This is a genomic window from Flavobacterium sp. TAB 87 (assembly GCF_001529295.1).
Lineage (GTDB): Bacteria > Bacteroidota > Bacteroidia > Flavobacteriales > Flavobacteriaceae > Flavobacterium.
Genome location: NZ_LLWK01000030.1, coordinates 53,882 through 67,863, shown reverse-complemented (window position 1 = coordinate 67,863; position 13,982 = coordinate 53,882). Strand labels below are relative to the sequence as shown.

Annotated in this window: 7 protein-coding genes; all 7 read left to right on the top strand. The window is 35.6% G+C overall.

Annotated features, from left to right (window positions below):
* The first annotated feature begins 66 nt into the window (after positions 1-66).
* Positions 67-2,811, top strand: coding sequence for a histidine kinase (locus AP058_RS03190; RefSeq protein ID WP_066306861.1), 2,745 nt, complete (start codon positions 67-69; stop codon positions 2,809-2,811).
* Positions 2,812-3,053: 242 nt separating this feature from the next.
* Complete coding sequence (locus tag AP058_RS03185; protein ID WP_082706558.1) at positions 3,054-6,053, top strand: SusC/RagA family TonB-linked outer membrane protein; 3,000 nt, start codon at positions 3,054-3,056, stop codon at positions 6,051-6,053.
* A gap of 5 nt (positions 6,054-6,058) precedes the next feature.
* Entirely contained in the window at positions 6,059-7,519 is a 1,461-nt protein-coding gene (locus AP058_RS03180; protein ID WP_066306860.1) for a RagB/SusD family nutrient uptake outer membrane protein, read from the top strand.
* 17 nt (positions 7,520-7,536) lie between these two features.
* Positions 7,537-8,514: a LamG-like jellyroll fold domain-containing protein gene (locus AP058_RS03175; protein WP_066306858.1), complete on the top strand. Its 978-nt coding sequence runs from the start codon at positions 7,537-7,539 to the stop codon at positions 8,512-8,514.
* 69 nt (positions 8,515-8,583) lie between these two features.
* Positions 8,584-9,972, top strand: a complete 1,389-nt coding sequence (locus AP058_RS03170; RefSeq protein ID WP_066306856.1) for a glucoamylase family protein — start codon at positions 8,584-8,586, stop codon at positions 9,970-9,972.
* A gap of 33 nt (positions 9,973-10,005) precedes the next feature.
* Positions 10,006-12,306 (top strand): beta-glucosidase BglX, encoded by a 2,301-nt coding sequence (gene bglX, locus AP058_RS03165; RefSeq protein ID WP_066306854.1) that lies wholly within the window; start codon positions 10,006-10,008, stop codon positions 12,304-12,306.
* A 253-nt stretch (positions 12,307-12,559) separates the two neighbouring features.
* Complete coding sequence (locus tag AP058_RS03160; RefSeq protein WP_066306853.1) at positions 12,560-13,930, top strand: M20/M25/M40 family metallo-hydrolase; 1,371 nt, start codon at positions 12,560-12,562, stop codon at positions 13,928-13,930.
* The last annotated feature ends 52 nt before the right edge of the window (positions 13,931-13,982 follow it).

Genomic DNA, 13,982 nt, shown 5'->3' with positions numbered 1-13,982 from the left:
AAAGAGAGGCTTTTTTATTGTAAAAGATCCTATAATTCTGATTATATTTGGATAAATACATTTAGCTTGAACTCAACTGTAATTAAAATACTTTTATTTCTACTTTTTTCAGTAGCGGGAACTGCGCAAGAATTATTGCCTTTTGTAGAAAACTATTCAAAATCCAACTACCAAGGAGATAATCAAATTTGGAATGTTACTCAAGGTACCGACAAAGCCATGTATTTTGCCAATAATCATTATTTGTTAAGGTACAACGGAGTCGTTTGGGAAAAGTATAATTTACCCAATAAAACAATAATTCGTTCGATAATGGCGGATTCAAATAAAATTTATTCAGGTTCTTATAAAGAGTTTGGTTACTGGACTCGAGAGAAAGGTGTAATGAACTACACTTCGCTTTCCCAAGATAAAAACGTCTTTGCTGAAAATGAGAATGAAGAAATTTGGAAAATATTTAAAGTAAAAGAAACCATATATTTTCAGTCCTTTAATGAAATATTTGCGCTTAGAAATGGTGTAATCAGCAAAACAAAGTTTCCTTTTTTAATTTCGTATTGTTTTATTGTCGATGATCAGATTTACGTGGCTTCGGTCGAATCTGGTGTTTTTATTTTTACAGATAAAAAATTTATTCCTGTAAAAGGATGGGAAGTTTTAAAGCACAATGTGGTTCACAGTATAGAAAAGCATCAAAATGAGATTTATATATTTACCCAGCGTTCAGGTATTTTTGTCTCGGTTGATGGTAAATTAAGTCCGTGGAAGAATAGCTTAAATAACCTGCTAAAAACAGGAACGATTAATGTTGCTAAATTTATAAAAAAAAATAAACTAGCCATCGGCACCGGAAGTAAAGGTGTTTTTATTGTCGATTTAAATACAAACGAATACCAAACGATTGATCGAAATAATGTCTTGATGAACAATTCGGTCTTGAGTATTGCTGTTGATCAAGAGAATGATTTGTGGCTCGGCTTGGACAACGGTATTTCGCATATTGAAGTCAATTCTCCTATATCTATTTTTTACGATAACACTGGTGTTTTGGGATCCGTTTATGATGTAGCTCCAACTCCAAAAGGCTATTTAATCGCATCCAACCACGGTATTTTTGAATATAAAAACAGGTCTTTTTCGCTGTTACCAAACACGCAAGGACAAGCGTGGGACATTTCAGAAATTGATAGTAAATACCTGATTGGACATAATTCGGGTACTTTTTTATATCAAAATGAGCAATTATCTCTTTTAAACTCAATAAATGGAGGTTGGAACTTAACTAAAAGTGCAATCAATAATACATATTTTCAAGCCAATTACACCGGAATATCAATTTATAATAGATTCGAAAATTTTTCCCAAAATGTGTTAGTTTCAGACTTAGTGAAGCCTATTAAATATGTCGCTCAAAATAAAAAAAATGAACTTTGGGCTGCAGATAATTATAAAGGATTGTATCGTATTCTTTACGACGACAATTATAAAACCAAAACAATTGAAAATATTACGCAGCTTAGCAAAATAAAAAATGATTTTGGAGTTATAATTTTTGAATTCAGAAATGAAATTCTTTTTCTTATCGATAATACTTGGTACACCTACAATTCTATTTTAAACAAATTAGAGGAGAACAAATTGTTTAACACCAATTTTAAAAATTGTACAGATATCGTTGCGATAGATTCCAGTCAGTTTATAGTACTAAAAGAGGGTATTCTGTACTATATTTTAGCACAAAAAAATACTTTTATCTGGAATATAATTCAGGAGAAATATTACAAGGGAAAACTAATTAACGATTATTTAAAAATCTTTAAAAACAAAGAAAATTATCTATTAAACTTAGATGATGGCTTTATTTCTTTAGAGTTGAAACATAGAGAAACTGTAAAAACTCCCATTTTAATTGACGCTTTTGCCAATGGAATTGCAATTACTACAAATGAAAAAATTGGATTCAATTCTGAAGTCAATTTCAATATTATCTCTAATTTATACGGATCAAGAAAACCCAATTTATTTTATACTATTAATAATGCGCAAGATTTTATTCTTGTAAAAAATGGTCGAATTTTCTTAAGCAATTTAATTAGTGGTAATCAAAAACTAGAAATATTTAGTAATGACGGTTCTAAATATCAAAAATTAAAAGAGTATAATTTCTTAATCGGTCAGCCTTGGTATTTTTCTCTTTGGATGATTGTACTGTATGTTTTAGTCTCAGGTAGTATTTTATTCTTGTATTATAAGTGGAATAAAATGCGATACATTCAGAAACTCCTACTGCAAGAAGAGGAACTAAAACACCAAAAAACCATTTTGGAAATGGAACTAAAAGCGGAACACGAGCTGAATACGCAAGAATACGAGAAACATATTTTGGAGCTAGAATTACAAACTAAATCTTCAGAAGTGGCAGGAAAGTCGTTATCTATTGCTAAACAAAGCGAAATGATCGAAAATATTCAATCTATTTTAGACAAAGAAGCAGATATTAATAAAATTAAGAGTGAAATTAGAAAAGCGATAAAGATAAACTCGGTCAATAAACACGAATGGGAAATATTTGAAACCAATTTAAATCAAATTCACAGTGATTTTATTATCAAATTATCGCAGAGATTTCCCGTCCTAACTTCTAAGGACATTAAACTTTGCATCTACTTAAAAATGAATTTATCCTCTAAAGAAATTGCTCCTTTAATGAATATTTCTTTTAGAGGTGTCGAATTACAACGATACCGTTTGAGAAAAAAACTTGAACTCGTGCAAGAAGAAAGTTTATCGAAATTTTTACTAACATTATAAAAACAAGTAAATTTTTACAAAATTTTAGTTTTTTATGCATTATTGGTTTTAATTCTCCTACATCATTACTACATCATTAATCCAATTTTATGGTAATTTTAACTTATTGTAAAGCGCTGTATTTCAATTGATTATTTGTATTTTTAAGTAATTTGATGTAGTCGTGTAGTATTCCATTTTTATTAACTACAACGTTGTAATTGCTTAATTTGGCTGAACTAACTTAAACGACAAACAACCATATGAAAAAATTCATTTTTAGCTTTTTAGCACTTCTAATTTTGCCGTCGTATTTGATTGCGCAAAATGTAAAAGGAAAAGTGGTAGATAGCGGCGGAATGGGAGTTCCGGGTGCTATAGTGGTAGCGACGCAATCAAAAACAAATACAGAGACTGATTTTGATGGTAATTTCGAAATTAATGCTCAGATCAATGAACCTTTAAAAATAACTATGCTCGGTTTCGACTCTGCTACAGTTAATGCCTCGAGCGGTTTTATAAATATAACTTTAGTAGAATCACAAGATACGGCATTAAGAGAAGTAGTAGTGATTGGTTATGGTTCTCGAAAGATAGTAGACAATACTACGGCAATTTCTTCCATAAAGTCAGAAGAAATTTCGAGAACAAAAGTATTGAACGCTTCACAAGCTATACAAGGAAAAGCGGCTGGTGTTCAGGTTATTTCATCTGATGTTCCTGGTGCATCACCTTCAGTTGTAATTAGAGGATTAGGAACTGCACTAGGAGGCAGAAACCCCTTATACATAGTCGACGGAATGCCAACGGACAATATAGGAAATATTAATACCAACGATATTACATCATACGAGATATTAAAAGATGCTTCTGCTTTAGCAATTTATGGCACCAGAGCCGCAAATGGAGTGATTATTATTACGACTAAAAAAGGAAAAGGGAATACAGTTTCAGTAGAATTCGAAAGTTTTGCAGGATTTAGAAATCCATTGAAGAAAGTAAAAATGGCCGGAAGTAATAAGTATGCTTATTATACAAATAGTGCTTTACAGTCTACTACATTTTCTCAGGATCAACCCGTAAATACCGATTGGTTTGACGAAATTACAAGAACGGGAACGTACCAGCAAAATAACGTTTCGGTTTCAGGATCAAGTGAAACAATTAAATACTTTTTTAGTGTTGGAAATTACGAAGAAGATGGAATTTTAAACGGACTTACCTACGGCAGAACTACGTTTAGAAACAACAACGAGTTTAAGATTTCCAAAAAAATCACTTTAAATCAAAACTTCAGTTTAAGTTCAACACAATCAACTCCTAAACCGTTCGATGCTTTTACTAATGCTTACAGACAATCGCCAATTATTCCCGTTCGCTTTGACAATGGTCAGTATGGAGTTCCTTTTTTAGGAGCTAATGGTTTTGCAGACACTACTGGTTCTCAGTTCAATAATGTTGGAAATCCCGTAGCACAATTAGACTTTTTTGACGAACAACAACGCAGCATTATGTTGCAAGGCGGTTTAAAATTAGATTATGAGATTATCGAGTCTCTAAAATTTACCTCGCAATTTAATGGTGAATATTATACTTGGAAAAATTACAATTATGCAGATGATTTAAATATTTGGTTGGCAGCAGATCCTACGAGAGTTGCTGACGCTTATCCTGCTACAAGAAATACAAATACGTTGACTAAAGGTCGTGAGCAATATTACAATTGGACGCTTTCCAATTATCTAACTTACAACAAAGCTTTTGCAGAAATTCATGATATAGAGCTAACAGTAGGAACAGAAACTTCAACTAGAGGCTCTCGCGAAAAAATGACTGTTATTCGAAAAAATGTAAATGCAGATTCAAATTATTGGTCATTAGGCGGTGTCGATTATGCTGCAAACGTTACGGGATATAGAGATGAGATTTTAAATGAAAATCGTTTACTGTCGTATTTTGGTCGTTTTCAATATAAATTATTAGACCGTTACTTATTTACAGGAACGATAAGACGTGATGGCTCTTCTACCTTTGCAAAAGATTATCGTTGGGGAACTTTTCCCGCTTTTGGCTTGGGTTGGGTAATCAGCAAAGAAGGCTTCATGGCTGATGTAAAAGGAATAGATTTACTAAAATTACGAGGAGGTTGGGGTAGATTAGGAAATCAAAATGTACCGCTAAACAACCAAGCGTACGGTTCTGGATTAGACAGTTATATAGGAGGCTCGATTTTGTATCCTGGCACAACGATCAACTCTCAAATTGATCCGAGTTTGTCTTGGGAAGTTACCGAGGAAACATCTGTAGGACTTGATTTTGGTGCTTTAGAAAATCGTTTAACAGGAACTTTTGATTGGTATTCAAAAATCAATACCAATGTTATTCTGAATACAAAACCGTACAGTACTTCTGGAATTAGCGCTGCGTCTCCTGCGCACGTGGGCGAAGTTTCTAATAAAGGATATGAAATTTCTTTGCGATGGGAGGATAAAGTAAATGACAATTTTAAGTATTGGATTGGTGGAAACTTCTCTAATAATAAAAACCAACTTCAAAGTTTAAAAAGCGCTACGTTGTCTCCAGTAATTGGCGGAGATTTAGGTAATGGTCAGAATACCAAAATATTAGACAATACTTCGGTAGGACAACCTTTAGGGAGCTTTTACATGTATGAGTACGCTGGCTTTGATGAAGCAACGGGTAGTAAATTGTATTTGAAAGCGGACGGAACTACAGCTACTCAAGATGGATTAGCCATCGAGGATAAAAAATATGTGGGGTCTATTTTACCAGATTCAAATTACGGCATTAGCGTTGGTTTTAATTATAAAGACATTGATTTTTCTGTAGATGGATATGGTACAAGCGGAGTCGAAGTGTACAATGGTAAAAAAGCACAACGTTTTTCGGGAGAAAATATCGAAAACTCATTGGCAACTGATTTTTGGACCTCAAACAATCCAACAGCTGCGAATCCAGCTGCTTTTAACCAAGTTCCAGTAGCGTCTACTTATTATTTAGAATCGGGAGATTTCTTGAGAATTAATAACATTACGGTAGGATATAAGTTACCAATAGAAAGTAGATTCATTAATTATTGCAGAATTTACGTAAACGCAATTAATCCGTTTATCACGCAGAAATTCTCTGGTTTTTCTCCAGAATTAAATGGCGATGGAAATCCATACGGAAGCCAAGGCGTAGAGCTTAATGCTTATCCAACGGTACGCTCATTTGTTATTGGTGCTAATTTAAAATTCTAATTATTATGAAAAAGATATATATAACCACATTTGTTTTAACCACACTTTTATTGTCGGGTTGTTCAGATGATTATTTGGATGTAGAGCAAACCGAATCTATATCGACAAACGACAGAGAATTGTTTAATAATAACGATGGAGCTTCGTCGTTTGTAACTGCAATTTATAATAAATTTTTAAATTGGAATTTGTCTTCGTTTTCGTGGAACGGAGTATCTAGTATTGCATCAGATGATGCTGACAAAGGCTCTTCACCTGGAGATACAGGATCAGACAAAGACTTAATGGATGCCTTGACGTACAATGCCTCGAGTCCTTCTATCGAAGAAGTTTTTAATGCCAATTACGAAGGAATAAACCGTTGCAACCAAGCAATAAACATTATTCCGCAATTAGATAAAGCAGATGCAAATCTTCGCGCAAGACTGGTTGGTGAGTCTAAATTTTTAAGAGCTTTCATGTATTTTACATTAATAAAAACCTATGGTGGTGTACCAATTATTGATCATTTACCTAATCCTTCGTCAGAAGAAGATCGCCTCATGCAATTGACTCGTAAAACGCCAGCTGAAGTATATGCTTTTATCGAAAGTGACTTGAACGATGCTATTAGTACATTGTCTTCAAAATCAGCTTATCCAGCAGCAGAAGTAGGTCGTGCTTCAAAGGGAGCAGCTTACGCTTTGTTGGCAAAAGTAAACCTCTATCAAAAAAATTGGCAAAAAGTAGTTGATAACTGCGATCTAGTAACAGGATATAGTTTGGTCTCTAATTATGCTGACATGTATAAATTATCAGGAGAAAATGGAGCAGAATCTATTTTTGAAATAAATGGAGTTGGCTCTGTTCCTGCCAAAGGAATCGAAGGTTATTCTGCAACTCAGGGCGCCCGCGGTGCTGGAGGTTGGGGTTGGGGTTTTAACACGCCTTCTCAAAGTCTAGTTGATGCCTATGAAGCTGGTGATGTTAGAAAAAACGCAACTATTATTTTTAAAGGCACCACCTTATACGATGGTCGAGTAGTACCAAACACGGTCGAAAATGACAGATACAATTATAAGGCTTACTCATCGGCTTATACAGACGCTTGGGAGAGCGATGTGAATATTAGATACATTCGGTATGCCGAAGTTATTTTAATGAAAGCTGAGGCATTAAACGAATTGGGACAAACTGCGGCGTCGATTCCATTATTGAATCAAATCCGCAATAGAGCGACACTTGCAAATACCAGCGCTACATCACAAGATGCAGTTCGTTTAGCAATTTGGAAAGAAAGAAGAGTAGAGTTAGCTTTTGAACACGATCGTTTCTTCGACTTGGTTCGTACTGGACAGGCAAAAGCGGCCTTTACAGCAGATAATAATAAGACTTTTACAGTTGGTAAACACGAAGTTTTTCCGTTACCGCAAGCATTCATTACACAAGCAACTGGTTTATCTATTCAAAATCCTGGATACAATTAATCTAAAATTCCATAAAAATGAAAAATAATAAATATATATACGTGCTGGCTTTAGCGCTAGTTTCGTCAGTTTTTGTGAGTTGTAATGATGAAAGTATCGATAAAGAAAACAGTCCCATTCCGTATGAACCCATAGGAGGTTATGAAAATTCAGATGAAATTGCTAAAGATAATTTAGTAGCTAAATTTAATTTTGAAAATACGATCGCAGATGTAAAAGGCAACATCACTAATGCTATAGCAACCAATATTGGTTATGCCGAAGGCCCAAAGGGAAAAGCATACAATGGCTCTAGTACAGAAGCGCGCTATTTTGTTGCCGATGCTTCGAATGCTATTATAAGTCTAAACAGTTACACTTTTTCTTTTTGGATGAATTCGGCCAATACAATTGATCCTGCCACTGCAGGGCAAGGCAAAGGTGCGCAAGGAATATTTTCTGTAGTGCGACCAACCGAATTTTGGGGAGGTTTGAACGTATATATTGAAAATCCAGATAGTGCTTTTCCAGATCGAATTCGATTAAAATTCAGCATGGAAAATGGTCGAGATGGCGTAGCTTGGAGAGGTCAAGGTGCGTTAGTAAATATCGATGGCAACATAAACAAATGGGTGCATGTGGTCTTTGCTTATAATGCTACAAAAAGTACAATTTCTGCTTACGTAAATGGAGAATTGGCTGCTAATTTAAGTGGGTTCCCTTATGCTCCAGCTAATGGTGTAAGTGGCACAGCCGTATTATATGCCGACAATCCTGGTAGTTTAGACAATAGCAACAATGCGCCAAAATACGGTGATTTTAAAATGGTTGCAACCAACGGTAAGATTGTTTTCGGGAACCATCAATTTGAAACCACGCCTCCGCAAAATAATGGTGGCCCTCAAGACTGGGCTACCAGCTATGTTGGCTTGTTAGACGAATTCAGACTTTACAATACTGCTCTTGAGTCTAACGATGTACGTTCTTTGTATCAATTAGAAAAAGACAACAGATAAATAATTATTTCAACACTTAGAGGTTTACTTCTAGGTGTACCTATTTAGTAATACTTTATTTTATAAAGAATGAAAATTTCAATATTCCTACTATCTATACTTAGTTTTTTCAATGCCTGTTCCTCATCACCAGATGATAAAGGAAGCGGTGGAGGAACGCCTTTGCCGACAGTACCTAAAAATCCCGTAACTCCCTTAACAGATGCTCAAGCTATGGATGAGGTTCAAAAGGATGCTATCAAATACTTTTGGGATTACGCAGATCCAATTTCAAAATTAGCGAGAGAACGTTATTTGACTGAAGATCCAAATTTCGAATCTAACATTATTACAACTGGCGGATCAGCATTTGGCTTAATGTCAATTGTGGTGGGCGTTGATCGCGGGTTTTTGCCACGTGGAGAAGCGGTTACAAGATTAACAACAGGACTAAATTTTCTAGGTAAAGCCGATCGTTTTCATGGAGCTTGGTCGCATTGGATCGATAATTCAAGCGGAAAAGCGATTCCATTCGGAACCAAAGACAACGGTGGAGATTTGGTAGAAACCTCTTTTGTATGTCAAGCTTTACTTACGGTAAGAGAATATTTTAAAAACGGAAACGATTCTGAAAAAGCTTTAGCTGCAAAAGCTGACGAACTATGGCGCGGTGTCGAATGGGATTGGTACACTAGAGGTGAAGATGTACTGTATTGGCACTGGTCACCGAATTACGGCTGGGATATGAACTTTAAATTGGAAGGATATAACGAATGTTTAATCACTTATGTAATGGCAGCTTCCTCACCAACACATCCTATTTCGGCTTCTGCTTATCACAAAGGTTGGGCTAGAAATGATGCAATTAAAAATGGCGGAACTCAATACGGACTTTCTGTGATTTTTAGTTATAATGGAACGGTTGGAAATGTGGGACCATCATTTTGGGGGCAATATTCGCATCTCGGTTTAGATCCTTCCACATTAAAGGACCAATACGCTGATTATTTTACTTTGATTCAGAATCATGCAAAAATCATGAATCAATATTGTATCGCCAATCCTAAAAACTGGAAAGGGTACTCCGATAAACTATGGGGATTAACTGCGAGCTACACGCGCAATTCCGATGGCACAACAGGGTATACCGCTCACCAACCCAATAATGATACTGGTGTGATTTCACCAACGGCAGCTTTGTCTTTTTTTCCTTTCACTCCCGAAGAATCGATGAAAGTACTTCATTATTTGTATGATGAAAAGAAATCCGAATACGTCGGCTTTGCAGGACCTTACGATGCGGTTTCTCCACATTATAATTGGGTTGCCAAACGTTATTTAGCCATCGATCAAGGAACAATTGCTCCCATGATTGAAAATTACCGAACAGGATTATTATGGAAGTTATTTATGAATAGTCCTGAAGTAAAGAAAGGTTTGACCGATTTAGGTTTTAGCTCTACTAAATACGGCATCTAAACAATAAATAGCTCAAATAAATACCATACTAAGATGAAAAAAATATTCTTACTGCTTTTTTTAAGCGGTACTTTTTTAAGCTACGGACAAAAAAAGGAATTTAAAAAAGCCCAAAAAATAAAGCCAAAAACAGAATTTATTGCTGATTTATTAGTAAAAATGACGTTGGATGAAAAAATAGGACAACTAAATTTACCGACTTCAGGTGATATAACCACAGGCCAAGCTAACAGTTCGAATGTGGCTAAAAATATTGAGGAAGGTAAAGTGGGAGGCTTATTTAATATTAAATCGGTGGCAAAAATTAGAGAAGTCCAAAAAATTGCGGTCGAAAAAAGCCGACTAAAAATTCCGTTGCTTTTTGGTATGGATGTTATTCACGGTTACGAAACTACATTTCCAATCCCCCTAGGATTATCTTGTACTTGGGACATGGAATTAATTGAAAGAAGCGCTCAAATTGCGGCGCAAGAAGCGAGTGCCGACGGAATTAACTGGACGTTTTCGCCTATGGTTGATATTTCTCGTGATCCACGTTGGGGAAGAGTTTCTGAAGGCTCAGGAGAAGATCCTTTCTTAGGAAGTAAAATTGCAGTTGCTATGGTAAAAGGATACCAACAAAATGATCTGTCTAAAAATAATTCGATTTTGGCTTGTATGAAACATTTTGCTTTATATGGAGCTCCCGAAGGAGGACGCGATTATAATACGGTTGATATGAGTCGTGTGCGCATGTACAATGATTATTTTCCACCTTTCAAAGCGGCTGTTGAGGCAGGAGTAGGTACTGCAATGGCAGCATTCAACGAAGTAGATGGAATTCCGGCTACTGGAAACAAATGGTTGATGACAGATGTTCTACGGAAAGAATGGGGATTTAAAGGATTTGTTGTCACCGATTATACCGGAATCAATGAAATGATCGACCATGGACTAGGCGATTTGCAAACGGTTTCTGCTTTAGCATTGCACGCGGGTATTGAAATGGATATGGTTGGTGAAGGATTTTTATTGACATTAAAAAAATCGGTAACAGAAAATAAAGTAACTGTTGCTCAAATTGACAATGCCGTTCGATTGATATTAGAGGCAAAATACGACCTAGGGTTATTTGAAGATCCGTACAGATATGGCAATGATAAGAGAGCAAAAAGCGAAATATTTACCAAAGCGTCTCGCAAAGAAGCACGTGATATTGCAGCGCAATCTTTAGTATTGCTAAAAAACGAAAATCAAGTATTACCGCTAAAAAAATCCGGAACTATTGCAGTTATCGGTCCGTTAGGAGATGCCGAAAACAATATGTCAGGAACTTGGAGCGTAGCCACAAAGGCAGGATCATCAATACCATTGTTGCAAGGAATAAAAGACGTGGCAGGAAAAAATACGAAAGTTTTGTATGCTAAAGGAAGTAATTTGACCTACGATGAAACGTTGGAAACAAATGCAACTATGTTTGGTAAAACTTTAAACCGCGACAATCGTTCTGCAGAAGAATTATTGGAAGAAGCGTTAAAAGTTGCCAATCAAGCCGATGTAATTGTTGCCGCTTTAGGCGAGTCGGCAGAGTTTAGCGGAGAAAGTAGTAGCCGCACTAATTTACAAATTCCGCAAGCACAGAAATACTTATTGCAGGCATTGTTAAAAACAGGAAAACCAGTAGTTTTAGTTTTGTTTGATGGTCGTCCTTTAGTTTTAACAGAGGAAAATGAAACAGTTAGTTCTATTTTGAATGTTTGGTTTGCTGGAACAGAAGCAGGCCACGCCATTGCTGATGTTTTGTTTGGAGATGTAAATCCTTCAGGAAAATTAACAGCCACTTTCCCTAGAAGTGTGGGACAGATACCCATTTATTACGCGCACAAGAATACAGGCAGACCTTTAAATAATACCGAAGGAAAATTTGAAAAATTCCGTTCGAATTATATAGACGAAAGAAACGAGCCTTTATTCCCTTTCGGATATGGGTTAAGTTATACTTCATTCGACTATTCAAACTTAGAAATTTCGGAGACAAAATTAAATCCAGATCAAAAAATTACAGTTTCAGTTAACGTAAAAAACACAGGTAATTTTAATGGTAAAGAGGTGGTTCAGTTGTACATCAGAGATCTTGTAGGATCGGTAACCCGTCCAGTGCGTGAACTAAAAGCCTTTCAAAAAATAGAACTTAAAAAGGGAGAACAAAAAACAGTCTCTTTTATATTATCAGTCGAAGATCTGAAATTCTATAATTCCGATTTAAAATATGCAGCAGAGCCAGGGCAATTCGACGTTTTTGTTGGAGGAAGTTCCACTGCGCAAGATAAAGTTAGTTTTGAATTAATAAACTAAATGATTTGTTAGTTAGTTATTATTCCCTCCGTTAATCAGTTTTTCGGAGGGTTTTTTATGGATAAATAGTACGATTAAAACGCAGTAAAAGTTTGTATAATAGTTTCGAATCTACTAGGTAGTAGTTTTGATATTTTTTATTCGTATCTATTTAAAATGTAAAACTGAAAATTGTCGCTTTAAATACTATTTTTGTTTCTTTACACTATTCCTTAGTAATTTAAATAACCAACCTCACAACAACATGTGCATAATGAAAAAAAGTATTCTTTTTGCTGTATTCTTATTAAACGGAATAGTAGCAATTGCTCAATCAACTGATGAAAAGAACATTAAGCTAATTTATAAAAAAGCGCTAACCGAAGGCAAATGTTATACTTGGTTAGAATATCTGTCTAATGATATCGGAGGACGTTTGTCAGGTTCTAAACAAGCGGCGCAAGCGGTCGAGTACACCAAAAATCAGCTGCAAAGTTTAGGTTTAGATAAAGTGTACCTGCAAGAAGTTATGGTGCCACATTGGGTACGCGGCGAAAAAGAGACGGCTTATATCTTGGACAATAATGTCAAAACAGTCGTTCCGATTTGTGCATTAGGAGGGTCTATTGCCACCGCAAAATCAGGTTTGACTGCCGAAATTGTTGAGGTTCAAGGAATCGAAGAGTTAAAGAAATTGGGTGCTCAAGTAAAAGGAAAAATAGTCTTTTTTAACCGCGCAATGGATCCTTTACACATAGAAACATTCAAATCCTACGGTGGTTGTGTCGATCAACGCTATTCTGGCGCCGAAGAAGCAGCCAAGCTTGGAGCAGTAGGCACAATTGTGCGTTCTATGAATTTACGTTTAGATGATTATCCACATACGGGAATTCAAAGTTACGGTGATTTGAAGCAAGAAGAGTATATTCCGACTGCAGCAATAAGTACAAATGGAGCAAATTTGCTCAGTAAATCGTTAGCTGCTAATCCAAATCTAAAATTCTTTTTCAAACAATCTTGCGAAACCTTGCCCGATGTTTTATCACATAATGTTATTGGAGAAATCAAAGGTTCTGAAAGTCCAGAAAACTATATGATTGTTGGCGGACATCTTGACTCATGGGACTTAGCAGATGGTTCTCAAGATGATGGAGCAGGAGTAGTGCAGAGCATGGAAGTGATGCGAATTCTTAAAAACCTTAACTACAAGCCTAAAAACACTCTTCGCGTGGTTTTATTTATGAATGAAGAAAATGGAGGTAGAGGTGGAGCGAAATACGAAGAGTTGGCGAAACAAAATAGGGAAAACCATATTTTTGCTTTAGAAAGTGATTCAGGCGGATTCTCACCAAGAGGTTTTAATTTTGAATCGGACGAAGCTAGTTTTGAGAAAATTCTAACTTGGAAACCATTTTTTGAGCCGTATTTTGTTCATAGTTTTACAAAAGGACACGGCGGTTCAGATATTGGACATCTAACTTCAAATAAAATTGTAAAAGCAGGCTTAAAACCAGATTCTCAGCGTTATTTTGATTATCATCATGCAGCAAATGATACATTCGACGGAGTAAACAAAAGAGAATTAGAATTAGGAGCTGCGGCAATGGCTACACTAATTTATTTGGTTGATCAAAAAGGGCTGTAAGCAACTTTTATAGGATTTAAAACATTAAAAAATCAGGCTAAAATTTACTTTT